The organism is Streptomyces sp. NPDC006193, from assembly GCF_040613915.1.
GTDB lineage: Bacteria > Actinomycetota > Actinomycetes > Streptomycetales > Streptomycetaceae > Streptomyces.
Genome location: NZ_JBEXTB010000009.1, coordinates 39587 through 62996 on the forward strand (window position 1 = coordinate 39587; position 23410 = coordinate 62996).

Consider the following 23410-nt stretch of genomic DNA (forward strand, 5'->3'; position numbering starts at 1 on the left):
CGCACTTTTACGGTATCCGTTGAGAAAAGCATAAGAAGTATCGGAACCTCCCCGATCGTCGTGCCCTCTTGCTGGGTGATCAGCAGGCGCGACGAATCGGGGATTTTCCATGCGCACCTTGTCCCGGACCCTCTCCCGGAGGGGAGCACTCGGCCTCGGCGCGGGGGCGGCCGCCGCCGCGTCGCTCTCCGGCTGCGGAACCCTCACGTCCTCGGACGGCACCGGGCGCCCGCACGGTTCCGGCCAGGGCAGGAGCGCGCACGGGGGCCGGAGCGCCGCCCGTCCGGCGCGGCCGCTCGGCGACGGCTCGACCTCCTTCACCGGCCGGCAGCCGCACCAGCCGGCCGCGCCCGAGCCGCTCGAGCCGGGGCAGACGCCGCCGCAGTTCGTGATCTTTTCCTGGGACGGCGCCGGCGAGGTCGGCAACGGCCTGTTCCCGCGCTTCCTGGACCTGGCCAGGGAACACGGCGCGAGCATGACCTTCTTCCTCTCGGGCCTGTATCTGCTGCCCGAGTCGAAGAAGCGGCTGTACGAGCCCCCGAACAACCCGCGCGGCGCCTCCGACATCGGCTACCTCAGCGACCCGCACATCAAGGCCACCCTGGCCAACGTCCGCCGGGCCTGGCTGGAGGGCCACGAGATCGGCACCCACTTCAACGGGCACTTCTGCGGCGGCGCCGGCTCGGTCGGCAACTGGACCCCGCGGCAGTGGCGGGACGAGATCCGGCAGGCCAAGGCGTTCGTGAAGGAGTGGCGGACCAACACCGGCTGGACCCATCTGCCGTCCCTGCCGTTCGACTACGACAAGGAGCTGGTCGGCGGCCGCACGCCCTGCCTGCTCGGCCAGGACAGGCTGCTGCCCACCGCCCGCGCGCTGGGCTGGCGCTACGACGCCTCCTCGCCGGGCGGCCGTCAGGTGTGGCCGGGGAAGAGGCTCGGCATATGGGACCTGCCCCTGCAGCAGATACCTTTCCCCGGTCGTTCCTTCGAGGTGCTGTCCATGGACTACAACATGCTCGCCAACCAGTCCGTGAACTCGACCAGGGCGCCCGCCCACAACCACCCCGCCTGGCGCAGGCAGGCCGCGCAGGCGTACATCCAGGGCTTCCGGCGGGCCTTCGAGACGAACCGGGCGCCGTTCTTCATCGGCAACCACTTCGAGCAGTGGAACGGCGGCATCTACATGGACGCCGTCGAGGAGGCCTTCCTGCACATCGCGCGGGAGAAGGAGAAGGGGGCCGACGTGCGGCTGGTCTCCTTCCGGCAGTTCGTGGACTGGATGGACGTGCAGAAGCCCGAGGTGCTCGCCAGGCTGCGGACGCTGGAGGTCGGGCAGCGGCCCGCCGGGGGCTTCAAGGAGTTCCTGCGCGGCGGCGCATCCCGGTCGGCGAGCAGGCGGGGGGCGTAGCGCCGGCCTCCCCGGACACCGCCTGAGACGCGGCTCGTGTCCGCTATGTCCCGTGTAAAAACGCCCTGAAATGCGGTTTTCCGCCCCGCAGGGGGGTGGGCGAAACCGCCGGAACAGGCATGCGAAACTTTTCACATGAGTACCCGTAGCCGCGCCGTCCTGCTCAGCGCCGTGGCCGCCGTCGCGGCCCTGACCCTGTCCGCGTGCGGTGAGGGCGGCACCTCCGGCAGCGGCGGCGACACCCACTTCATCACCGGCCGCAACGGCATCGACACCGTCCCGGCCGGCAAGCGCGCCGCGGCCCCGGACCTGTCCGGCAAGACCATCGACGGCAAGACCCTCGACGTCGCCGACTACCGGGGCAAGGTCGTCGTCCTCAACGTCTGGGGCTCGTGGTGCGGCCCCTGCCGCGAGGAGGCGAAGTACTTCGCCAAGGTGTCCAAGGCCTACGCCGGCAAGGGCGTCCAGTTCGTCGGCATCAACACCCGGGACAGCAGCACCACCCCCGCGATCGCCTTCGAGAAGGACCACGGGGTGGAGTACCCGAGCCTGTACGACCCCACCGGCAAGCTGATGCTCCGCTTCCGCAAGGGCACCCTCAACCCGCAGCTCATCCCCTCCACCCTCGTCATCGACCGGCACGGCCGGGTCGCCGCGCGCGCCCTGGAGGCGCTCGACGACACGGCCCTGCTGAAGATGCTCCAGCCGGTCCTCGCGGAGAAGTGACGTGAGCGCGCTGCTGACGCTGGCCGCGGAGACGGGCCGCAACCAGACGGTCATGCACGGCGCCCTGCCGGTCGCCCTGCCGATCGCCCTGCTCGCCGGGCTCGTCTCCTTCTTCTCGCCCTGTGTGCTGCCGCTGGTCCCCGGCTACCTCTCCTATGTGACGGGCGTCGCGGGCACCGACCTGGCCGAGGCCGGGCGGGGGCGGATGGTCGCCGGCGCCTCCCTGTTCGTGCTCGGCTTCAGCGCCGTGTTCGTCTCCACCGGGGCGCTGTTCGGGTACTTCGGCTCCCACCTGATCGAGTACCAGGGCCCGCTGTCCAAGGTGCTCGGCCTGCTCATGATCGTCATGGGCGTGTTCTTCATGGGGCTGCTGCCCTGGTTCACCATGCGCGAGTTCCGCTTCCACCGGCGCCCCACCGGCGGCCTGGTGGGGGCGCCGCTCCTCGGCGCCCTCTTCGGCGTCGGCTGGACGCCCTGCATGGGCCCGACCCTGTCCTCGGTGAACATCCTCTCCCTCAACGAGTCGAGCGCCGCGCGGGGCTCCCTGCTGATGATCGTCTACTGCCTCGGCCTGGGCGTCCCGTTCCTCCTCACCGCGATCGCGTTCCGCAAGGCCCTCGGTGCTTTCGCGTGGGTCAAGCGCCACCATGTCTGGGTGATGCGCATCGGGGGCTCGATGATGATCCTGACCGGTGCGCTGCTGCTGACCGGAGCCTGGAGCGCGCTGATCCAGCAGATGCAGACCTGGTCCGACGGCTTCGATGTGGGGATCTGACCGATGAGCAAGACCGACACCGGCAGCAGCCGGGACCAGGAGGACCTCGGGACGGCCGGCTCCCGGCTGTCCACCGCGCCGCAGGAGGAGTCCGCGGAGGAGTCCGCCGCCCCGGCGGCGTTCGGCGCCGTCGGCTGGGCGCGCTGGTTCTGGCGGCAGCTGACCTCGATGCGCGTCGCGCTGCTGCTGCTCCTGCTGCTCTCGCTCGCCGCGATCCCCGGCTCGCTGATCCCGCAGACCGGCGCCGACGCGAGCAAGGTGGAGGACTTCCGCGCCGCCCACCGGACGCTGGCGCCGGTCTACGACAAGCTCGGCCTGTTCCACGTCTACAGCTCGGTGTGGTTCTCCGCGATCTACATCCTGCTGTTCGTCTCCCTGATCGGCTGCATCGTCCCGCGCACCTGGCAGTTCGCCGGCCAGCTGCGCGGCCGCCCGCCCGCCGCGCCCCAGCGGCTGACCCGGCTGCCCGCGTACACGACGTGGCGTACGCGGGCCGAGCCGGAGCAGGTCCGCGAGGCCGCGCTCGCCCTGCTGGCGAAGCGCCGCTTCCGCACCCACGTCGCCGGTGACGCCGTCGCCGCCGAGAAGGGCTACCTGCGCGAGGTCGGCAACCTGGTCTTCCACATCGCCCTGATCGTGCTGCTGGTCGCCTTCGCCTCCGGCCAGCTGTACAAGTCGGACGGCACCAAGCTGATGGTCGAGGGCGACGGCTTCTCCAACGCGCTGCCGATGTACGACGACATGAAGTCCGGCAGCCTGTTCCGCAACGACGACCTGGTGCCGTTCAGCTTCGACCTGAAGGACTTCAAGGGCACCTACGAGGCGAGCGGACCCAACCGCGGCACCCCGCGCACCTTCGAGGCGAAGATCCGCTACAGCGTGGGCGCGTACGGCGGGCAGAAGCCGGCCACCATCAAGGTCAACGCGCCGCTGAAGATCGACGACGCCAAGGTCTACCTGGTCAGCCACGGCTACGCGCCCGTCATCACCGTCCGCGACGGCAGGGGCCAGGTCGTCTTCCGCGACGCCGTCCCGCTGCTGCCGCTCGACGGCAACGTCACCTCCAACGGCGTGGTGAAGGTGATGGACGGCTACCGGGACGCGCGGGGCAGGAAGGACCAGCTCGGCTTCCAGGCGTTCTTCGTGCCGACCTTCGACCCCCGCAGCGGCACGATGCTCTCGCAGTACCCGGCGCTGGTGAACCCGGTGCTCGCGGTGAACGCCTACCACGGCGATCTCGGTGTGAACTCGGGCCTCCCGCAGAGCGTGTACCAGCTCGACAAGAAGCACATGACGGCGTTCAAGGACGCCGACGGCAAGCTGCTGAAGAAGCTCCTCAAGCCGGGCGACACGCTCACGCTGCCGAACGGCGCCGGGTCCCTCACCTTCGAGAAGGACGTCAAGGAGTGGGCCGGCTTCGAGATCGTGCAGGAGCCGGGCGGCGGCTGGGCCCTCGGCGGCGCCGTCGCCGCGATCCTCGGCCTGGCCGGGTCCCTGTTCATCCAGCGCCGCCGCGTCTGGGTGCGGGCGGTGCGCGGCGACGACGGCGTCACGGTCGTCGAGATGGCCGGGCTCGGCCGCAGCGAGTCCGCCAAGGTGCCCGAGGAACTGGCCGACCTCGCCGGGATCCTCTACGACCGGGCGCCGGGGGCGCCCGGCCCCGACCACGACTCCTCCGAAGTTCCAGCCGTACCTGCCGAAGGGGCTGAGAAGTGACTCTCGCCGCCGCAACCAACGAACATCTCGCGAGCATCAGCAACACGCTGATCTACTCGTCGATGGCCGTCTACACCCTGGCCTTCTTCGCGTACATCGCCGAATGGCTCCTCGGCAGCCGCAGCAAGGTCGCCCGCACGGCCGCCGCGCTCACCGCCGCCCCCCGCCGCTCCGAGGCCCCGGCCGTCACCGTGCGGAAGGCCGGCGGCACCGCCGTGCTGGAGCGGCCCGAGGTCGTCGTCCGCTCGGCCTCCGGCGCGCGGGACGTGCCGGACGGGCCCGGCGCGCACGGCGGGGACGTCCAGGGCGACCTGTACGGCCGGATCGCCGTCTCGCTCACCGCGCTCGCCTTCCTCGTGGAGCTGGGCGGCGTCGTCGCCCGCGCGGCCTCCGTGGAACGGGCGCCGTGGGGCAACATGTACGAGTTCAACATCACCTTCTCCACGGTCGCCGTCGGCGTGTACCTGACGCTGCTCGCCCTGAAGAAGAACGTGCGCTGGCTCGGCCTGTTCCTCATCACGACGGTCCTGCTCGACCTGGGTCTCGCGGTCACCGTGCTGTACACGGCCAGCGACCAGCTCGTGCCCGCCCTGCACTCGTACTGGCTGTACATCCACGTCTCCACCGCGATCTTCTGCGGCGCCGTCTTCTACGTGGGCGCGGTCTCCACGATCCTGTACCTGTTCAAGGACTCCTACGAGGCCAAGCTCCAGTCGGGCGGCCGGCCGGGCTCCTTCGCGACCTCGGTGCTGGAGCGGCTGCCCGCCTCCGCCTCCCTGGACAAGTTCTCCTACCGGGTCAACGCGGCCGTCTTCCCGCTGTGGACGTTCACGATCATCGCGGGCGCGATCTGGGCGGGCGACGCCTGGGGCCGGTACTGGAACTGGGACCCGAAGGAGACCTGGTCCTTCATCACCTGGATCGCCTACGCCTGCTACCTGCACGCGCGGGCCACGGCCGGCTGGAAGGGCCGCAAGGCCGCCTACCTGGCCCTGCTCGCCTTCGGCTGCTGGCTGTTCAACTACTACGGCGTCAACATCTTCGTCAGCGGCAAGCACTCCTACGCGGGCGTGTAGGACGCGCACGCGCCCTTGGGCGGCCCGGCCGGCCGCGTGCGCGTCCCCGGCGCCGGGGGCAGGCTGGTGTCATGAGCGGTTCCATCGCACAGGGCACCAGCCAGACCCACGGGAACACGCACATCCTGCACTTCGTGGTGCGGCTCCCGCGGCGGATGGAGGACGTCTGGCCCGCGGTGGCCACGCCCGAGGGGCTCGCCGCCTGGTTCACCCCCGCCGACGTGCTCGAACCCCGGCTCGGCGGCGCCGTCACCCTGCGCGACGCGGGCAGCGGGGAGATCACCGCGTGGGACGTGGACCGTGTCGCCGAGTACACGGTCGAGCCCGGCGGCCGCATCCGCTTCCATCTGGAGCGGGACGGCGAGCACGGCAGCGCGCTCCGCTTCCTGCACGAGTTCCAGGGCGAGGAGGAGACGGAGCAGCGCTGGCGCGCCCGGTTCGAGCGGCTGATCGACACCCTGGAACCGGCCTGACCCTGGGGTCGCCCCCGGCCGGGCACGGCCTACGACGGCGGCAGGCACTCCCCGGCCGGGGGATGCCCCTCCGGCCAGGCGACGCGGACGAAGTGGGAGGCGCCGCCGGGGGTCAGCTCCACGATCGGCACCGCCTTGTCGTAGGGGTTGCCGTGCACGTCCAGGCAGATCCAGCCGCTCGCCCCGTTCACCCGCAGCGAGCCCTTGACCTGCGGCCACTGCAGGCCGACGTCCCTGAGCGCCGGCACGGTCCGGCCGGCCGGCACGGCCTCGCGGATGCCGTGCACCGCGAGGGTCAGGGTGTCGTAGCCGATGATCAGCTGTCCGTCGTCCAGCGCGACCGGCCCGATCGGGCCCACCGGCCCGCGGGCCGCGGCCGTCAGCAGCCGGCGCAGCGCCGCGAAGTCGGCCGCCGAGCCGCCCGTCCTCGCCGGTGACTTCGTCCAGGCGTCCGGGTGGGCGAGGGAGGTGTAGCGGACGGACAGGTTGTGCCGCAGCGCGTCGCGGTCCAGGTCCTTCTCGTGGGTCAGGTACGAGGCCTCGTCGCCGGTCAGCACCGTGAACCGCCGGCTCTGGCAGCCGCGCCCGCCCAGGGCGTTGATGAACTGCCGCAACTGGGTGTGCCGGCCCGCGAACAGGATCGTGTCCGTCTGCCGGTCGGTGTCGCACACCAGGTGGGTGATCTGCCGGAAGGTGTTCGCGGTGGTGCCCTCCTCGCTCCGGTCGGCGGGCGGGGTGAACGGCTGCGGCTCGTACGGCGAGCCCTTCAGCAGCGCCGCGAACGACCGCTGCAGCGTCCGCGTGTACGGGTCGCCGGGCCGGTCGTACACCAGCAGCGCCCTGCCCGCGCTCACCTTCGCGAAGGAGGCCAGCGCGCGGGCCTCGTCCGTGTTGGTCGGCGCCACCCGGGCCAGCCCCGGGTAGGGGTCAGCGCCGCCCTGCCCGTTGGCCAGGTCGTCGGCGGTGATGGTGGAGCCGATCACCGGGATGCCGCGCCGGGTCAGCTCCCGGACGGCCTGCTTGTTGGCGTCGGTGCTCTGCCCGATGCCCGCGACCGCCCGCAGCCGGTCCCCGCTCGTCGTCATCGCGGTCAGCTGGTCGACCGTCCGCCGCCAGTGCTCGCCGGTCGCGCCCGGTGCGGCGAGCACCAGCCGGATCTGCGGGCGCTCCCCGTTGGCCTCGTGGTTGGCCCGGTACTGGGCCAGATAGGCGCCCTGGAGCTGGTGCCGGATGTCGTTCAGGTTCGTCGGGGAGGTCGAGGTGTACGGCAGCATCAGCGCCACCGTCACCTGACCGCCGGGCTTCAGGCGGGCGTTCTCCCGGCCGATCGCCCGGACCACGTCCCGCAGCCGGGACTGCCCGAAGTCGTACGTCCCCGTCGCCACGCCCACGCACTCGTCGCTGCCCTCGGGCCGGGTCACCCCCGGCGCGCAGGACCGGTCCTCGTGCAGCAGGACGCGGGCCGCGGACACCAGTCCGGCCACCAGGGCCGCCGCCGCCAGCAGGGCCGTGTAGCGGCGCAGCGGGATCTCCCACACGCCCTCGCGCAGCCACGTGCCCACACCTCTGCGTGTCATCACGCCTCCCCGCTGCCGTGGTCCGGACCGTCGTCCGCGCTGTCGTCACCGCTCACCGTGCGCCCGCCCGTCGCCGCCGCGGACCGGTCCCGGGCGGACACGGCGGCCCCCACCTCGTGCGGCGGCCGCCGTGTCCGCGCCCGCGGCCCGGCGCGCGTCCGGCCGGGCGCCACCGCGGGCTGCCGGCCGCCGCGGCCGGTGGCGCCGTGGGCCGCGGCGCAGGCGCGTGGCTCCGGTGGTGCGCTGTGCGGGCGTCTTCCGGAGGGCGTCCGGCACGAGCGGCCCGGCGCCGGTGCCCTCCGGGCCGCCGCGGCAGCCGCCCTCGCCGGCCGGGTGGTCCCGCCGGGGGGTGGGTCGCCGTCGATCCGCGGCGGGAGGCGTCCGGCTTCCCGGTGGGTCCGTGCGGAGCCGGTGCCGTCGGGGCCGCGCGCGGCCACCGGGACCGGGTACGGCCCCGGCCGTACCCGGGAAGTGATCCGCCGGCCGCCCGGCACCGGAACCGCGGGCTGTCCGGCGCACACCGGCCGAAAGGCGGCGGGCCGGTGCGCGGCGCAGCCGATCAGCGCAGCCGGCGCGCGCCCCCGGCAGGCGTCGCGCGATGCGAGGAGGCCCGGCGCGAGGCCGGCCGGACCCGCGCCGGACGGCGCCCTGTGACCGCACGACCGTCTGTGCACCGCATCCCCCCCCAACTCAAGTGTAGGAAGGGGAAGTTGTTCCGGCCAGGGGCGGCGCCGCCCCGCGCGTCACGAAACCGCCGGGAGGCTCCCGCGGGCGACCGGCGCGATCCGGCCGGACCGGCGCGGCGTACTAGCCGCCCAGCAGGCCGGTGATCGCCTGCACCGCCTGGGCCACCGGCTGGCCGACCGCGCCGACCGTGGCGGCGATGCCGGCGATCGCCATCAGCGCCCGGTGCCGCTCCTGCGCGGGCACGGCCGCGTCCGCGGTGAGGGCGGGCAGGGACTCGTCCAGCAGCCGGGCGCTGGGGGCCGGCACCTGGGCGCGCAGCTCGCCGATCAGCCGGTGCAGTTCGGCGAGGGCGGCGACCAGCGCCGGGTTCGGCTCGCCCGCGCCGGCGCCCGTCGCATTCCTGACGATGCCCTGGTTCTGCCGGCCGCCGTACATGTTCACGTTGTCGCCGTAGTAGTAGTGGTCGCCGCTCATCCCGAGATCCCCACGTTTCCGTTGCCGCCGTACATGTTGACGTTGTCGCCGAAGTAGTAGTGGTTCGGCGAGACGGTGAGGCGCTCCACCGTCACCCGGAACTCCGTGTCGGGATGCTCGATGGCGTACGAGATCTGGCCGACGAGCCGCTCCAGGTACCGCGGGTCCTGGCTGGTCACCACGCCGGTGGAGGCGGCGGACGTCTCCACGGCGAGGACGTGGTGCGGGGTGGCCGTCAGCACGGACATCATCTCGATGAAGAACCAGACGACCACGCCGGCGGCGAGGATCCAGACCCAGGCCACGTAACCGGCCGCGCCCGACTCCGGGCCCTCGAAGGCCAGGGAGGGCAGGCCCGGCAGCATGGCGACGAAAGCGACGAGCAGCGTCCCGGCGGCGTACCGCAGGAACCGCAGCACCGCCTCCTTGCGCCGCGGCCGCAGCAGGAAGGTGTGGACGCGGGCGATGTTGTGCAGCGGGTAGACGGCGGAGCCGATCCACAGCAGGCGTTTGCTGACCCGCAGCTCGACGGTGGCCGGCGGCGCGGTCCGGGCCGGCGGCGGCACGTCCGGCATGGGCGGCCCGGTGGGCCCCGCACCCGGCGGCCCGGCCGGAGCGGCGGGCGGGCGGGCCGGGGCGGCCGGCGGCTCGGCCGGCGGTGCGTGGGCCGGTCGCTCGGGCGGCTCACCGGTCTTCATCCGTCCCCCAGAGGTCAGGCGATCCCTCGTTCTCGCTGACGACCATTAACCCCACCCCGGTCAGGACCTGGCAAGTGGTTAAAGCCAACCGCGGAGAGGGAGTTGACGGGGGCTCACTTGCCGGGTGGGGGGTCGTCCCCGTCCAGGGACCGCAGGAACTCCGGGTTGTCGTCGGGGGCGACCCAGCCCCCGGCGCCGCCGCGCCGCCCCGAGCGCGCGGAACCGCCCGCGGGGGTCTGCCGGACCTTGCCGGTGACCAGCCAGGCGACCGGCCCGACCAGCACCTCCCCGAACAGCAGGACGATGAGCACCCACACCGCCTTGGGCAGGTGGCGCACCTCTTCCTCGGGCGTGTTCAGGCAGTCCACGAAGGCGTAGATCCACAACGCGAGCACCAGCAGGAACGGCAGATACCTGAGCATGGCCGCGCGTACCCCCCATGCCGTGAGACGACCCTGGTGACCGGGCCAGCGTAGCGGGTGGCCGATACTGGGACACATGGCTTACGACGATCTTCGCTCCCTGCTGCGGGCGCTGGAGCGCGAGGGCGACCTCAAGCGCATCAAGGCCGAGGTCGACCCCTACCTGGAAGTCGGAGAGATCGTCGACCGGGTGCAGAAGTCCGGCGGCCCGGCGCTGCTCTTCGAGAACGTACGCGGCTCGGACATGCCCCTCGCCATGAACGTGTACGGCACCGACCGCCGCCTGCTGAAGGCGCTGGGGCTGAAGTCGTACGCCGAGATCTCCGACAGGATCGGCGGCCTGCTGCGGCCCGAGCTGCCGCACGGCTTCGTCGGGGTGCGCGAGGCCTTCGGCAAGCTCGGCGCGATGGCCCACGTCCCGCCGAAGAAGGTGAAGGAGGCCCCCGTGCAGGAGGTCGTCCTGCACGGCGACGAGGTGGACCTCGACCGGCTCCCGGCCCTGTTCACCTGGCCCAAGGACGGCGGGTCCTTCTTCAACCTGGGGCTGACCCACACCAAGGACCCCGAGTCCGGCGTGCGCAACCTCGGCCTGTACCGGCTGCAGCGCCACGACAAGCGCACCATCGGCATGCACTGGCAGATCCACAAGGACAGCCGGAACCACTACCAGGTGGCCGCGCGCCGGGGCGAGCGGCTGCCCGTCGCCATCGCCTTCGGCTGCCCGCCCGCCGTCACCTACGCCTCCACCGCCCCGCTCCCCGGCGACATCGACGAATACCTCTTCGCCGGGTTCCTCGCGGGCAAGCGCGTCGAGATGGTCGACTGCAGGACGGTCCCGCTCCAGGTGCCCGCGCAGGCCGAGGTCGTCCTGGAGGGCTGGCTGGAGCCCGGCGAGATGCTGCCCGAGGGCCCCTTCGGCGACCACACCGGCTTCTACACCCCGCAGGAGCCCTTCCCGGCGCTGCGGATCGACTGCGTGACCATGCGCAGGCGCCCCCTGCTCCAGTCGATCGTGGTCGGCCGGCCCCCGACGGAGGACGGCCCGCTCGGCCGCGCCACGGAACGCTTCTTCCTGCCCCTGCTCAAGATCATCGTCCCGGACATCGTGGACTACCACCTGCCCGAGGCCGGCGGCTTCCACAACTGCGCCATCGTCTCGATCGACAAGAAGTACCCCAAGCACGCGCAGAAGGTGATGCACGCCATCTGGGGGGCGCACATGATGTCCCTGACCAAGCTGATCGTGGTCGTGGACGCAGACTGCGACGTCCACGACCTGCACGAGGTCGCCTGGCGGGCCCTCGGCAACACCGACTACGCCCGCGACCTCACGGTCGTGGAAGGCCCCGTCGACCACCTCGACCACGCCTCCTACCAGCAGTTCTGGGGCGGCAAGGCGGGCATCGACGCGACGAGGAAGTGGCCCGAGGAGGGCTACACCCGCGACGGCGGATGGCCGGACATGGTGCTGCCGGACCCGGACACGGCGGCCCTGGTGGACCGCCGCTGGAAGGAGTACGGACTGTGAGCGGCGCTTCCGCGGCACTTCCCCGGCCGGGGCGCACCAGGGCGTTCCTGCGCCTGGTGATGATCGAGCACTCGGTCTTCGCGCTCCCCTTCGCCTACATCGCCTCGCTCACGGCGATGTTCGAGTGGGACCGCAACGTCCACTGGGTCCGGCTGCTGCTCGTCACCGTCTGCATGGTCGGTCTTCGGACGTTCGCGATGGCCGTCAACCGGATCATCGACCGCGAGATCGACGCCCGCAATCCGCGCACCGCCCACCGGGAACTGGTGACCGGCGCGATGTCGGTGCGGCACGCCTGGACGGGCGCCCTGATCGCGCTGGCGGTCTTCCTCGGGGCGGCTGCCCTGCTCAACCCGCTCTGCCTGGCGCTGGCGCCGGTCGCGGTGGTCCCGATGGTGGTCTACCCGTACGGGAAGCGGTTCACCGACTTCCCGCAGGCGATACTCGGCCTCGCCCAGGCCATGGGCCCCATCGGCGGCTGGCTCGCCGTCACCGGGGCCTGGTCCTGGGACGCGGTGATCCTCGGCCTCGCGGTCGGCGTCTGGATCGGCGGATTCGACCTGATCTACGCCTGCCAGGACGTCGAGGCCGACCGCGAGGCCGGCGTCAGGTCGGTGCCGGCGCGCTTCGGCGTCCCGGCCGCGATCCGGGGCGCGCGCGCCTGCCACACCGTCACGACGGCCCTGTTCGTCTGGTACGCCCTGGCGACCGGCGCGGGCGCGTTCTTCTGGCTGGGACTGCTGGTCGTCGCGGGCGCCTTCGTCTACGAGCACCGCATCGTCCGCCCGCACGACCTGTCCCGTGTGAACCGGGCGTTCTTCAGCGTCAACGGCTTCATCGGCATCGCCCTGTTCGTGTGCGCGCTGCTGGACCTGCTGACCCGGGGCCTGACCGTCTGACACGGCGCGCCCACGGCTCGAACCCGACCCACCCGGCCTGAACACGGTGTGACCCGCCGGTACGCTCAAGGTGTGAACGCAGGAGAAACGCGGCGTGTGCCTTGGATCGTGGGGGTGTCCGGAGCTTCCGGGACGCCGTACGCGGCTGCCGTGCTGCGTGCCCTGCTCACCGCGGGGGAAGCGGTGGACCTGGTGGTCAGCCGGGCCTCCCGGCTGACGCTGCGGGACGAGACGGGCATCTCGTTCCGGGACGCCCACTGGCAGCACGACCTGCGCGCATGGCTGGCCCGCGGCGCCGACGGCAAGCCCGGGACGTTCGACGTGGACGTCAGCGGGGTGCGGTACTGGACGGCGGGCGATCTCGCCGCCGGCCCCTCCTCGGGCTCGTACCCGGCGAAGGGCATGCTCGTCGTCCCCGCCTCCACCGCCTGTGTGGCCGGTGTGGCCCTCGGCCTGTCCAAGGACCTGCTGCAGCGTGCGGCGAGCGTCACGCTGAAGGAGCGCCGGACGCTCGTCGTGGCCGTGCGGGAGACCCCCCTGAACGGGCAGACGCTGCGGCACCTGGTCGCCCTGGACGACGCCGGCGCCACGGTCGTCCCGGCCTCGCCCGCCTTCTACGCGGGCGCCACGCACATCCAGGACCTGGTCGACTTCGTCGCGGGCCGGGTGCTGGACGCGGCCGGCGTCGAGCACGGCCTGTACCGGCGCTGGCGGGGCGAACTGGGCGGCGGCACGGCGGACGAGTAGCAGTACCTACCTCACATCACTGCAGGAACTTTCACCGGAAGGCTTCGATCGCATGGACGCGGTGGACAGGCAGCTCATCCAGGCCCTGAGGGAGAACGGGCGGGCCTCCTACGCGGAGCTGGGGCGCCTGGTCGGCCTGTCGGGCCCCAGCGTCACCGACCGCATCAACCGGCTGGAGGCGGCCGGTGTCATCACCGGCTACCGGGCCACGGTGGACGCGGCCTCCCTCGGCCTCGGCGTCACCGCGCTGATCGGCATCTCGCTCTCCGACGCCGCCGACCACGAGGACGTCGCCCAGCGGCTGCGGGACCTGCCGGAGATCGAGGACTGCTGGTTCATCGCCGGCGACGACTCCTTCATGCTCAAGGTCCGGGCGACGGACGTGGACGGGCTGGAGAAGATCATCCGCCGGCTCAGCGGCACCAAGGGCGTCTCGCGGACCCGCACCACCATCGTCCTGTCGACCAAGTGGGAGAACCGGGTCGGGGAACTGCCCGAAGAGGTGTAGGGATACGGTGGGTCGAGCTGTCGTGGAAAGGTGTTGACATGGACGTCGGGCTCAAGCGCGAGCTGGAGGAGAAGGTCCGCTCCGGCGAGCGGCTGACCCGCGAGGACGGCATCGCGCTGTACGAGTCGGACGACCTGGCCTGGCTGGGCGGGCTCGCCCACGAGGTGCGGACCCGGAAGAACGGCGACGTCGTCCACTTCAACGTCAACCGGCACCTGAACATGACGAACGTGTGCACGGCCTCCTGCGCCTACTGCTCGTTCCAGCGCAAGCCGGGCGAGAAGGACGCGTACACGATGCGCATCGAGGAGGCCGTCCGGCTCGCCAAGGCGATGGAGTCGGAGAACCTCACCGAGCTGCACATCGTCAACGGCCTGCACCCCAACCTGCCCTGGCGGTACTACCCGCGCTCCCTGCGCGAGCTGAAGAAGGCCCTGCCGAACGTCTCCCTGAAGGCGTTCACCGCCACCGAGATCCACCACTTCGAGACCATCTCCGGGCTGTCGGCGTCGGAGATCCTCGACGAACTGATCGACGCGGGCCTGGAGTCCCTCACCGGCGGCGGCGCCGAGATCTTCGACTGGGAGGTCCGGCAGCACATCGTGGACCACCGCACCCACTGGGAGGACTGGTCCCGCATCCACCGCCTGGCGCACGAGAAGGGCCTGAAGACCCCGTGCACCATGCTCTACGGCCACATCGAGGAGCCCCGCCACCGGGTCGACCACGTGCTGCGGCTGCGTGAGCTGCAGGACGAGACCGGCGGCTTCCAGGTCTTCATCCCGCTGCGCTACCAGCACGACTTCGTGGACGTGCGGGACGGCAAGGTGCGCAACACCCTCCAGGCCCGCACCCGGATGGCGACCGGCGCGGAGGCCCTGAAGACTTTCGCCGTCTCCCGTCTCCTCTTCGACAACGTCCCGCACGTCAAGGTCTTCTGGGTCATGCACGGCGTGCAGACCGCCCAGCTGGCCCTCCAGCACGGCGCCGACGACATGGACGGCTCGGTCGTCGAGTACAAGATCACGCACGACGCGGACAACTTCGGCACGCCGAACAAGCTGACCCGCGAGGACCTGCTGGAACTGATCCGGGACGCGGGCTTCCGCCCGGTGGAGCGCAACACCCGCTACGAGATCATCCGCGAGTACGACGGCCCCGACCCGGCACGCCGCGACTCCCCCCAGCCGATGCGAGTCTGACCCCACCACAACGCGGCGCCCCCGCCCCAAGGCGCGCGGGGAACCGCGCGAGCGACCACGACGGACCCGCACGTGTCGGCCGGTCGTGCGGGCCTGCCCCTGGAGGGGCGCGGGGAACCGCGTGAGCGACCACGACGAACCCGCACCCGCCGGCCGGCCGTGTGGCCCTGCCCCGGAGGGCGGCGCGGGGAATCGCGCGAGCGACCACGACGGACCCGCACGTGTCGGCCGGTGGTGCGGGCCTGCCCCTGGAGGGGCGCGGGGAACTGCGCGAGCGACCACGACGAACCCGCACGTGTCGGCCGGTCGTGCGGGCCGCCCCTGGAAGGGGCGCGGGGAACTGCGCGAGCGACCACGACGGACCCGCACCCGCTGCACGGCCGTGTGGCCCTGCCCCGGAGGGGGCGCGGGGAACTGCGCGAGCGACCACGACGGACCCGCACCCGCCGGACGGCCTCGGACACGCGCCCGTGCCCGGCAGGGGGGCGTTGGCCGTGGCCGACGGCGGGTACCCGGCCGGTATGCCCACCGCGCAGGCTCCCGAGGACCGGTACACGGCCGCACCCTTCGTCCCCGAGGGCGCCGATCTGGCCGCCCTCCGCGAAGCCGCCGCAGGCTGCCGCGGCTGCCCCCTGCACCGCGCCGCCACCCGGACGGTGTTCGGCGCCGGGGACACCGCCGCCCGGGTCATGCTCGTGGGGGAGCAGCCCGGCGACCAGGAGGACCGCCGGGGCAGGCCGTTCGTCGGCCCCGCCGGCAAGCTGCTGGACCGGGCCCTGGAGGAGGCCGGGATCGACCCGGCGGACGCCTACGTCACCAACGCGGTCAAGCACTTCAAGTTCACCCGGGCCGAGCCCCGCAAGCGCCGCATCCACGCCTCGCCGAGCCTGCGCGAGATGTCCGCCTGCGCCCCCTGGCTGGCGGCGGAGCTGGCGCTGGTGGAGCCCGAGCTGATCGTGCCGCTGGGGGCGACGGCCGGCAAGGCGCTGCTCGGGTCGTCGTTCCGGGTGAGCCAGGTGCGCGGGACCGTGGTGGAGGAGGAGATCCACGGCCGGGCGGAGCGGCTGGTGCCGACCGTGCATCCGTCGGCCGTGCTGCGGGCGGACGACCGGGAGGGGGCCTTCCAGGGGCTGGTGGCCGATCTGCGGGTGGCCGCCCGCGCCCTCGGGTGAGGCATAGCATGCCGGCATGCCCCTTGGCTTCACGATGGACCCCGCGGTCACCCCGGCCCTCCGCGACGGCATCCTCGACCTGTGGGCGGACGTCACGGACGCGGGCGGCGCCGTCGGCTTCGTCCCCCCCGGTGACGCGCGAGGAGATCCGGCCGGAGCTGGTGCGGCACTTCGTGCAGATGGCCGAGGGCCGCACCCGGCTGCTGGTCGGCCGCGACGAGGACGGCGCGGTGGCCGCGGCCGCCTTCCTCACCCGCAACACGCACCGGCTGATGACGCACTGGGTGTGGCTCTGCACGGTGATGGTGCACCCCCGGCACCAGGGCAAGGGGTACGGTCGTGACCTGCTGGCCGCCGCCGCGGACGCGGCCCGCGGCATGGACGGGGTGGAGGCGGTCCGGCTGACCTGCCGGGGCGGGCTCGGCCTGGAGCGGTTCTACGCCTCCTGCGGGTACAAGGAGGTCGGCCGCGTCCCCGGCGCCATCCGGGTCGCGCCCGGCGACGACCGCGACGACGTCGTCATGCTGCTGCCGCTCGGCTGACCCCCCTGCATGCCCACCCGTGGGGCGTGCTTCACTGGACGATGACCCCTTATGGAATCGGACGGGTGGATTGAGATGCTCCGCTACACGCTGATGCGCCTCGGGATCTTCGCGGGCTGCCTCGTGGTCGTCTGGGGCGCCGTCTACTCGGGCGTCTTCCCGCGCGGCTTCGGCGACTCCAACGGCCTGTGGGTGCTGCTGCTCGCCCTCGTCCTGTCGGCGCCCGTCAGCTGGGTGGTGCTGCGCAAGGAGCGGGACCGGGCCTCGGTGCAGATCGCGGCCAGGGTCGAGCGCCTGAAGGCCGGCCTGGACGCCGACCGCCGCCAGGAGGACGTGGACGACGACGCGTCGCGCGCGCAGGGCGGGGCCGCCGCGCCCCGCTAGGGGTTTCAGCAGGGCCTAGGCTGGCCCTCATGGGTGCCGTCAAGACCAAACGGATGCCGAGGGCGGTGCGCGAGCAGCAGATGCTCGACGCTGCCGTACGCGTCTTCGGCCGGCGCGGTTACACGGCCGCCTCGATGGACGAGATCGCCGAACTCGCGGGCGTGTCCAAGCCGTTGGTCTACCTGTACCTGAACTCGAAGGAAGAGCTGTTCACCGCCTGCATCCGCCGTGAGGCGAGGGCCCTGACCGAGGCCGTCCGCGCGGGGGTCCGGCCGGGGCTGCCCGCTGACCGGCAGCTCTGGGAGGGGCTGCGGGCGTTCTTCGCGCACACCGCCGAGCACCCCGACGGCTGGTCGGTGCTGCATCTGCAGGCCCGCACGCACGGGGAGCCCTTCGCCGCCGAGGCCGCCGCGATGCGCGCGGAGATCGTCGCGTTCGTGACCCGCCTGGTCGCGGTCGCGGCCCGGGAGGCGCAGTCCCGGTCGCCCGGCTGCGTGGGGGCGGGGAAGGCCCCCCAGGACGCCGGCCCGGCCGGGCACGAGGCGGCCGGGCTCGCCGAGGCGCTGGTCGGGGCCGCCGAGTCGCTCGCCGCCTGGGCGAACGCCACACCCGGCGTCACCGCCCGGCAGGCCGCGGCGACCCTGATGAACGTCGCGTGGGCCGGTCTGGGCAATCTGATGCGGGGCCAGGCGTGGTCCGCGCCGGCCGAACCGCGGTAGCGCCGCGGACAGTCGGGCGCCGCGCCGGCGGGGATCCGGCCCGCCGTTCCTGAACACCCCCGGCCTCCGGCGCCCAGAACGAAGGTGAGCGCCCCTCACATAACCCCCGACGCTGCACATCCCCGGCTCCGGACCATCGACGAACCCGCACAACGCCCTCACAGCGGACCCGTACGATCACCTGCCGACCAGCGGTGACCCCTCTTTTCCGTGAGGGCCCGCCGCAGGTGCACGCACGCCTCAGGAGCCGCCCGTGTCCACGCCGTACCCGCACACCCCCGTCTCCTCCGGCGCCCCCGTCGACGCCACCGACCACGACGGCCGCCCGGTCCTGGTGACGCCCGAGCTGCGGCGGCTGGACGGCGCCGTACGGGAGGCGTCCGTCCAGCCCTTCGCGGCCCCGGTCACCCACGGCTCCCTCGCCGACCTGCCGTACGAGAACGCGCAGGCGGCCCCCGACGCGGCCGTGCTCAGCCGCAAGGGCCCCGACGGCCGCTGGACGGACGTGACGTCCGCCCGCTTCGCCGCCGAGGTGCAGTCCGTGGCCAAGGGGCTGATCGCCGAGGGCCTGATGCCGGGCGACCGGATCGCCGTCATGGCCCGCACGACCTACGAGTGGACCCTGCTCGACTTCGCCGCCTGGGCGGCCGGCCTGGTCACGGTCCCCGTCTACCCCACCTCCTCCGTCTTCCGGGCCCGCTGGATCCTGCACGACTCCGGCGCGGTCGCCCTGGTCACGGAGACCGCCGCGCAGGCCGCCGCCCTCGGCCCCGAACGCGCGCACCTGCCCGACCTGCGCCATGTGTGGGTGATGGACAAGGACGACGTGACCCGGCTCGCCGAGACGGGCGGCGAGGTGCCGGACGGGGAGGTCGGCGTGCGCCGGGGCATGCTCGGCCCCGACACGCTCGCCACGCTGATCTACACCTCGGGCACCACCGGCCGCCCCAAGGGCTGCGCCCTCTCGCACGGCAACTTCTTCGCCGAGGTCGACAACGCGATCGCACTCCTCCACCCGGTCTTCAAGGCCGAGGGCGAGGAACCGTCGGTCCTGCTCTTCCTCCCCGTGTCGCACGTCTTCGGCCGGATGGTCGCCGTCGCCTGCGTGCGCGCCCGCGTCCGGCTCGGCCACGCCCCCAGCCTGGCCCCGCGCGACCTCCTCCCGGACCTGGCCGCGTTCCGGCCGACCTGCCTGCTGACCATCCCCTACATGCTGGAGAAGGTGTACAACTCCGCACGCGCCGAGGCGGAGGCCGGCGGCCGGACGACTCTCTTCGACCGGGCGGCGGCCGTGGCCCGGCGCTACGGCGAGGCGCTGGAGGCCCGCCAGACCGGCGCCGGCAACGGCCCGACCCGCGCCCTGCGAACGGCCCGCGCCTGCTACGACCCCCTCGTCTACCGGCGTATCCGCGCCGCCATGGGAGGCCGCGTCCGGTACGCCCTGTGCGGCGGCTCCCCGCTCGGCCGGAGCCTCGCCGCGTTCTACGCGGGCGCGGGCATCGAGATCTTCGAGGGCTACGGCCTCACGGAGACCACCGGCGCCGCGACGGCCACCCCGCCGCTCAGACCCCGCCTGGGCACGGTCGGCTGGCCGCTGCCCGGCACACGGGTGCGGATCGCGGCGGACGGCGAGATCCTCCTCGCCGGGGACCACGTGCTGCGCGGCTACTGGGACCCGCAGGCGGGCGGAGTCGTCCCCGCGACCCGCGACGGCTGGCTGGCCACGGGCGACCTCGGCGAACTGGACGACGAGGGCTACCTCACCATCACCGGCCGCAAGAAGGAACTGCTGATCACCGCGGGCGGCACATCGGTGGCCCCGGCCCCGCTGGAGAACTGGCTGCGCCAGCACCCGCTGATCTCCCAGGTGATGCTGGTCGGCGACGGCCGCCCGTACGTCGCCGCGCTCATCACCCTCGACCCCGACGGCATCACCCACTGGCGCCGGATGCTCGGCAGGCATCCGGTGCCGCCGGAACTCCTCGCCGACGACCCGGAGTTGACCGCGGTCCTGCAGCGAGCGGTGGACGAGGCGAACAGGCTCGTCTCCCGCCCCGAGTCCATCCGCCGCTTCGCGGTCCTGCCGGTGGACCTCACCGAGGCGGCCGGCCACCTCACCCCGTCGATGAAACTGCGCCGGGAGCAGGTGCTGCGGGACTTCGCCGCCGAGGTGGAGGGCCTCTACCTGCGGTGACACCCGGAGCGGGTACCCGGCACCAGGGTGATACCGGACGGCTTCCGAGTGCGGGGAACGACTCGGGAAGGCGCGGGTAACGGCCCCCCGCAGTATCGGTGACGTCCCGGGGACGGGACCTCACCGAAGACAACAGGGGGTAGAGAAATGCGCAGGATCACGCTGCGGACGAGGTCGGCCGTGGTGACGGTGACCGGACTGGCGCTGCTGACCGTCGCGACGGCCACCGCACAGGCCGACGGCCGCGGCCCCGGGTCCGCCGCCACCACCGTCCTGGCGGACGGCCGCGGCCCCGGAGTGATCGGCGTCGCGGTCCCGGGCGACGGCCGCGGACCGGGCAGCGCGGTCGCCTGACCGGCCCGACCCGCCTGACCGTCCGCGCCGTCCGGGTCCGGTGCGGGCCGGGACGAGGGGCCGTCACAGCCGGCGGCCCTCCTCGGCGACGCCCATCGCGTCGTAGAGCTCCTCGGCCGCCCGGCGGTGCGCCCGGGCCTGCGGCTCGTCGCCCAGCGCCTCGGCCGCCCGGGCCATCCCGTGCAGGGCGCGGGCCGTCTCGATGCGGTAGCCCACGGCCGAGGCCAGGCGGTGGGCGTGCCGGTGGAGCTCCATCGCCCGGTCCGCCTCGCCGCGGCGCAGCCGGACCAGTCCCACCACATTGGCGACCGCCGCCTGCCGCAGGGGAGTGCCGCGGGCCGCGACCAGCTCCAAAGCGTGGTCCGCGTACTCGGCGGCGGTCTGATCCTGGCCCAGCCGCTGGCACAGCTGGGCCCAGTGCGCGTGCACGAACGCCACGTTCCCGGGCTGCAGGGCCTCGTCGCACAGCTCCAGGGCCTGCGACAGGCAGACCCGCGCCCGCTCCTCCTCGTCGAGGCCGAGGTGGGCCAGCGCCAGCCAGGTGAGCGAGGTGATCTCGTTGCCGCGCTCGCCCAGCCTGCGGTTCAGCTCGGTCGCCCGGGCCGCGTGCCGGGCGGCGTCCGCGTACCGCCCGGACCAGGTGAGCACCGAGCTGAGGTTGACCAGCGCCTCCGCCTCCATGCGCGGCACGCCGATCTCCCGGTGCAGGGCGATGCCCTGCTCCAGATGGGCGCAGGCCCGCTCGAAGTTGCCGAGGGCGCTGTGCAGCAGGCCCAGCACGTCGAGGCAGAAGGCCGTCGTGGGCCGGTGGTCGTCGGCCGTCACCAGGTGCAGCGCCTCCTCCGTCACCTCGATGCCGTCCTGGAAGGCGCCCAGCCACCAGTGGGCGATCCCGAGGTTGCCGAGGCTCACCCGCAGCAGCAGGGGGTCGCCGAGCACCCGCGCCGAGGCCACCGCGATCCGGCTGATCGCGCCGAACTCCTCGTGGTGCCCGCGCAGGTTGAGGTAGAACATGAAGTTCCGGGCGAGGACGACCGCGTCGCGGTGCAGCCCGTGGGCGCCCGCCCGTTCCACGACGGCGCGCAGCGCCTCGTGCTCCCGGCCGAACCAGCGCAGCGCCTCCTCGGCGCCGTCCATCCCGGGCAGCTCCCACGGCTGCTGGGGCGCGCCGGAGTCGTACCGGGACCGTCCCGGGAAGAGCACGTCGCACGCGGCCTCGCTGGCCGTCACGTAGTACGACGCCAGGCGCCGCACCGCGTCCTGGCCGTCGTCCTGGTCGCGGCGCAGCGCCATCGCGTAGGTGCGCACCAGGTCGTGGAAGCTGTACAGGCCCATCTCCGGCTGCTCCAGCAGGTGGATGTCGAGGAGATGCTCCATGGCGTCCTCGGCCTCGTGCACGTCGCCGCCGAGCAGCGCCGCCGCGGAGTGCACGTCGAGGGTGCCGCCGGGATGCACCGCCAGCAGCCGGAAGGCGGCCCGCCGGTCCTCCTCCATCGCCTGGTACGACAGCCGCAGCGTGGCCTCCACACTGCGCTCGCCCGCGCTGAGCTCGTGCAGCCGGCGGGTCTCGTCGGCCAGCCGGTCGACGAGGTACTGGATGGTCCAGCGGGGCCGGTTGCGCAGGCGCGCGGCGGTGATCCGCAGGGCCAGGGGCAGGCCCCCGCAGAGCTGCACCAGAGCGGCCGCGGCCCTCGGTTCGCCGGCGGTGCGCTCCTCCCCGAGCGTGCGGGTCAGCAGGGCGGCGCTGTCGTCGCCGGAGAGCAGTTCCAGGGAGATCCACTCGACGCCGTCGAGGTCGAGCATGCGGATCCGGCTGGTGATGAGCACCAGGCAGCTCTCGGAGGCGGGCAGCAGCGGCCGGATCTGCGCGGCGTCCACTGCGTTGTCCAGGACCAGCAGCAGCCGGCGCTGCGCGCAGACGTTGAGCCACAGGGTGATCCGGCGCTCCAGGCCGTCGGGCATCCGGTCGTCCGGCACCCCGAGGCTGCGCAGCAGCGAGTCGATGACCGTACCGGCCTCCTGCGGCTTCTCCCCGGGGCTGAAGCCGCGCAGGTCGACGAAGAGCTGCCCGTCCGGGTAGTCCTCGGCCAGCCGGTGGGCGGCGTGCACGGCGAGCGCGGTCTTGCCGCTGCCGCCCATGCCGTCGATGCCGAGGAGCCGGGCCGCGCCCCGTCCCGGGGCCCGGCCGGCGGCGACGATCCGGCCCAGCTCCGCCTCCCGCCCGGTGAAGTCGGGCAGGTCGTACGGCAGGGTCCGGGGCGGCTGCTCCAGCTTCGGCGGCAGGTCGTCCTGGGCGGCGGGCGCCGGCACCCCGCGGCCGGACACGGACTGCGGCGCCCGCGGCGCCACTTCCGGGCTGTCGCGCAGGATGGCCTCGTACAGCCTGGTGAGTTCGGCGCCGGGGTCGATGCCGAGCTCCTCGACGAGCAGATCGCGGACCCGGCCGAACTCCTCCAGGGCCTCCGCCTGCCGGCCCGAGCGGTACAGGGCGAGCATCAGCTGGCCGCGCAGGGTCTCGCGCAGCGGATGGGAGGTGACCAGCTCCCGCAGCGGACCGACGAGTTCGGCCGCCTCGCCCATGTCGAGGCGCAGCTCGTGGTACTGCTCGGCGACCGCCATGTGCCGCTCCTCCAAAGCGGCGGAGGCGGCGGAGAGCACCGACCCGCCCGCGCCGGCGAGGATCGGCCCGCGCCACAGGTCGAGCGCGGCGCGCAGCTCCTCGGCCGCCTCGGGCGCCCGCCCGGCGGCCATCGCCTCCCGGCCGAGCCGCGCGTGCCGGTTGAACAGGTGCAGGTCGAGCTGGTCCTCGTCGAGGACGACCCGGTAGCCGGTGCCGTCGGTGACGATCAGCTCGGCGCCGCCCGGTATGCGGTTGCGCAGCGCGGCCACGGCCTTGCGGACCTGGTGCGCCGCGGTCTGCGGCGGCTCGTCGTCCCAGGCCGCGGCGACCAGGCGGGACACCGGCACCATTCGGCCAGGCTCCAGCAGCAGCGTGACGAGCACGCGCTCCTGTATGGGACTGCCCAGCTTGAGCCGCTGCTGCCCGTGCCAGCCCTCGAGCGAGCCCAGTATGTGGAATTTGATGGCAGGACGCCCCGACTCCCCCAACGCCATGGACCTTTCCCCCAG

At 73.1% G+C, this 23410-nt stretch carries 21 protein-coding genes and 1 pseudogene; 17 read left to right on the forward strand and 5 right to left on the reverse strand.

Annotation, left to right across the window (positions count from 1 at the left end):
* Positions 1-109: 109 nt before the first annotated feature.
* From ABZ261_RS11910 to ABZ261_RS11935, 6 genes are all read left to right on the forward strand, one after another.
* Positions 110-1408, forward strand: a complete 1299-nt coding sequence (locus ABZ261_RS11910) for a hypothetical protein (protein ID WP_356857972.1) — start codon at positions 110-112, stop codon at positions 1406-1408.
* A 135-nt stretch (positions 1409-1543) separates the two neighbouring features.
* Positions 1544-2134 carry a TlpA disulfide reductase family protein gene (locus ABZ261_RS11915; RefSeq protein WP_356857974.1) on the forward strand — a complete coding sequence of 197 codons (591 nt, stop codon included), beginning with the start codon at positions 1544-1546 and terminating at the stop codon, positions 2132-2134.
* 1 nt (position 2135) lies between these two features.
* Positions 2136-2909: a cytochrome c biogenesis protein CcdA gene (locus ABZ261_RS11920; protein WP_356857976.1), complete on the forward strand. Its 774-nt coding sequence runs from the start codon at positions 2136-2138 to the stop codon at positions 2907-2909.
* Positions 2910-2912: 3 nt separating this feature from the next.
* Complete coding sequence (locus tag ABZ261_RS11925; protein ID WP_356857978.1) at positions 2913-4625, forward strand: cytochrome c biogenesis protein ResB; 1713 nt, start codon at positions 2913-2915, stop codon at positions 4623-4625.
* The gene (gene ccsB, locus ABZ261_RS11930) at positions 4622-5701 is read left to right on the forward strand and encodes a c-type cytochrome biogenesis protein CcsB (protein WP_356857980.1); all 1080 of its coding nucleotides are present in this window, start codon (positions 4622-4624) and stop codon (positions 5699-5701) included. The genes ABZ261_RS11925 and ccsB overlap by 4 nt, the downstream gene beginning before the upstream one ends.
* A gap of 71 nt (positions 5702-5772) precedes the next feature.
* Positions 5773-6174 carry an SRPBCC domain-containing protein gene (locus ABZ261_RS11935; RefSeq protein ID WP_356857982.1) on the forward strand — a complete coding sequence of 134 codons (402 nt, stop codon included), beginning with the start codon at positions 5773-5775 and terminating at the stop codon, positions 6172-6174.
* A 29-nt stretch (positions 6175-6203) separates the two neighbouring features.
* Here the strand turns inward: ABZ261_RS11935 and ABZ261_RS11940 are convergent, their stop codons facing one another.
* The 4 genes from ABZ261_RS11940 to ABZ261_RS11955 form a co-directional block, all read right to left on the reverse strand.
* On the reverse strand, positions 6204-7751 hold the full coding sequence (locus tag ABZ261_RS11940) for a hypothetical protein (RefSeq protein WP_356857984.1): 1548 nt from the start codon (positions 7749-7751) through the stop codon (positions 6204-6206).
* 807 nt (positions 7752-8558) lie between these two features.
* On the reverse strand, positions 8559-8912 hold the full coding sequence (locus tag ABZ261_RS11945) for a hypothetical protein (RefSeq protein ID WP_356857986.1): 354 nt from the start codon (positions 8910-8912) through the stop codon (positions 8559-8561).
* Entirely contained in the window at positions 8909-9487 is a 579-nt protein-coding gene (locus ABZ261_RS11950; protein ID WP_356857988.1) for a DUF6232 family protein, read from the reverse strand. Before ABZ261_RS11950 ends, ABZ261_RS11945 begins: the two co-directional genes overlap by 4 nt.
* A 236-nt stretch (positions 9488-9723) precedes the next feature.
* Complete coding sequence (locus ABZ261_RS11955) at positions 9724-10032, reverse strand: PLD nuclease N-terminal domain-containing protein (protein ID WP_356857990.1); 309 nt, start codon at positions 10030-10032, stop codon at positions 9724-9726.
* 76 nt (positions 10033-10108) lie between these two features.
* On the opposite strand from ABZ261_RS11955, the gene ABZ261_RS11960 reads away from it, so the two are divergent.
* The 11 genes and pseudogenes from ABZ261_RS11960 (at position 10109) to ABZ261_RS12010 (ending at position 20281) form a co-directional block, all read left to right on the forward strand.
* Positions 10109-11560 carry a menaquinone biosynthesis decarboxylase gene (locus ABZ261_RS11960; protein WP_356857992.1) on the forward strand — a complete coding sequence of 484 codons (1452 nt, stop codon included), beginning with the start codon at positions 10109-10111 and terminating at the stop codon, positions 11558-11560.
* A complete protein-coding gene (gene mqnP, locus ABZ261_RS11965; protein ID WP_356857994.1) occupies positions 11557-12459 on the forward strand; it encodes a menaquinone biosynthesis prenyltransferase MqnP in 903 nt (300 codons plus the stop codon). The genes ABZ261_RS11960 and mqnP overlap by 4 nt, the downstream gene beginning before the upstream one ends.
* A gap of 96 nt (positions 12460-12555) precedes the next feature.
* Complete coding sequence (locus ABZ261_RS11970; RefSeq protein ID WP_356857996.1) at positions 12556-13206, forward strand: UbiX family flavin prenyltransferase; 651 nt, start codon at positions 12556-12558, stop codon at positions 13204-13206.
* A gap of 52 nt (positions 13207-13258) precedes the next feature.
* Positions 13259-13714 (forward strand): Lrp/AsnC family transcriptional regulator, encoded by a 456-nt coding sequence (locus ABZ261_RS11975; protein ID WP_356857998.1) that lies wholly within the window; start codon positions 13259-13261, stop codon positions 13712-13714.
* 38 nt (positions 13715-13752) lie between these two features.
* Positions 13753-14916, forward strand: a complete 1164-nt coding sequence (mqnE, locus tag ABZ261_RS11980; RefSeq protein ID WP_356858000.1) for an aminofutalosine synthase MqnE — start codon at positions 13753-13755, stop codon at positions 14914-14916.
* A 521-nt stretch (positions 14917-15437) separates the two neighbouring features.
* Positions 15438-16088, forward strand: coding sequence for a UdgX family uracil-DNA binding protein (locus tag ABZ261_RS11985; RefSeq protein ID WP_356858002.1), 651 nt, complete (start codon positions 15438-15440; stop codon positions 16086-16088).
* 16 nt (positions 16089-16104) lie between these two features.
* A pseudogene (locus tag ABZ261_RS11990) lies at positions 16105-16630 on the forward strand (GNAT family N-acetyltransferase).
* 75 nt (positions 16631-16705) lie between these two features.
* Positions 16706-17014, forward strand: a complete 309-nt coding sequence (locus tag ABZ261_RS11995) for a DUF4229 domain-containing protein (protein ID WP_356858004.1) — start codon at positions 16706-16708, stop codon at positions 17012-17014.
* Between the two features lie 29 nt (positions 17015-17043).
* Complete coding sequence (locus ABZ261_RS12000; RefSeq protein ID WP_356858006.1) at positions 17044-17733, forward strand: TetR/AcrR family transcriptional regulator; 690 nt, start codon at positions 17044-17046, stop codon at positions 17731-17733.
* A 253-nt stretch (positions 17734-17986) separates the two neighbouring features.
* Positions 17987-19927 (forward strand): AMP-dependent synthetase/ligase, encoded by a 1941-nt coding sequence (locus ABZ261_RS12005; protein ID WP_356858008.1) that lies wholly within the window; start codon positions 17987-17989, stop codon positions 19925-19927.
* A 147-nt stretch (positions 19928-20074) separates the two neighbouring features.
* Positions 20075-20281 (forward strand): hypothetical protein, encoded by a 207-nt coding sequence (locus tag ABZ261_RS12010; protein ID WP_356858010.1) that lies wholly within the window; start codon positions 20075-20077, stop codon positions 20279-20281.
* Between the two features lie 63 nt (positions 20282-20344).
* Here ABZ261_RS12010 and ABZ261_RS12015 read toward each other — a convergent pair whose 3' ends face one another.
* Positions 20345-23395 carry a BTAD domain-containing putative transcriptional regulator gene (locus tag ABZ261_RS12015; RefSeq protein ID WP_356858012.1) on the reverse strand — a complete coding sequence of 1017 codons (3051 nt, stop codon included), beginning with the start codon at positions 23393-23395 and terminating at the stop codon, positions 20345-20347.
* Between the last annotated feature and the right edge of the window lie 15 nt (positions 23396-23410).

Excerpts from the sequence above, each read along its gene's own strand:
- ABZ261_RS11910 (WP_356857972.1), top strand. The coding sequence starts at position 110 with ATGCGCACCTTGTCCCGGACCCTCTCCCGGAGGGGAGCACTCGGCCTC.
- ABZ261_RS11915 (WP_356857974.1), top strand. The coding sequence starts at position 1,544 with ATGAGTACCCGTAGCCGCGCCGTCCTGCTCAGCGCCGTGGCCGCCGTC.
- ABZ261_RS11925 (WP_356857978.1), top strand. The coding sequence starts at position 2,913 with ATGAGCAAGACCGACACCGGCAGCAGCCGGGACCAGGAGGACCTCGGG.
- ABZ261_RS11935 (WP_356857982.1), top strand. The coding sequence starts at position 5,773 with ATGAGCGGTTCCATCGCACAGGGCACCAGCCAGACCCACGGGAACACG.
- ABZ261_RS11940 (WP_356857984.1), bottom strand. The coding sequence starts at position 7,751 with ATGACACGCAGAGGTGTGGGCACGTGGCTGCGCGAGGGCGTGTGGGAG.
- ABZ261_RS11945 (WP_356857986.1), bottom strand. The coding sequence starts at position 8,912 with ATGAGCGGCGACCACTACTACTACGGCGACAACGTGAACATGTACGGC.
- ABZ261_RS11950 (WP_356857988.1), bottom strand. The coding sequence starts at position 9,487 with ATGCCGGACGTGCCGCCGCCGGCCCGGACCGCGCCGCCGGCCACCGTC.
- ABZ261_RS11955 (WP_356857990.1), bottom strand. The coding sequence starts at position 10,032 with ATGCTCAGGTATCTGCCGTTCCTGCTGGTGCTCGCGTTGTGGATCTAC.
- ABZ261_RS11960 (WP_356857992.1), top strand. The coding sequence starts at position 10,109 with ATGGCTTACGACGATCTTCGCTCCCTGCTGCGGGCGCTGGAGCGCGAG.
- ABZ261_RS11975 (WP_356857998.1), top strand. The coding sequence starts at position 13,259 with ATGGACGCGGTGGACAGGCAGCTCATCCAGGCCCTGAGGGAGAACGGG.
- mqnE (WP_356858000.1), top strand. The coding sequence starts at position 13,753 with ATGGACGTCGGGCTCAAGCGCGAGCTGGAGGAGAAGGTCCGCTCCGGC.
- ABZ261_RS11985 (WP_356858002.1), top strand. The coding sequence starts at position 15,438 with ATGCCCACCGCGCAGGCTCCCGAGGACCGGTACACGGCCGCACCCTTC.
- ABZ261_RS11995 (WP_356858004.1), top strand. The coding sequence starts at position 16,706 with ATGCTCCGCTACACGCTGATGCGCCTCGGGATCTTCGCGGGCTGCCTC.
- ABZ261_RS12000 (WP_356858006.1), top strand. The coding sequence starts at position 17,044 with ATGGGTGCCGTCAAGACCAAACGGATGCCGAGGGCGGTGCGCGAGCAG.
- ABZ261_RS12010 (WP_356858010.1), top strand. The coding sequence starts at position 20,075 with ATGCGCAGGATCACGCTGCGGACGAGGTCGGCCGTGGTGACGGTGACC.
- ABZ261_RS12015 (WP_356858012.1), bottom strand. The coding sequence starts at position 23,395 with ATGGCGTTGGGGGAGTCGGGGCGTCCTGCCATCAAATTCCACATACTG.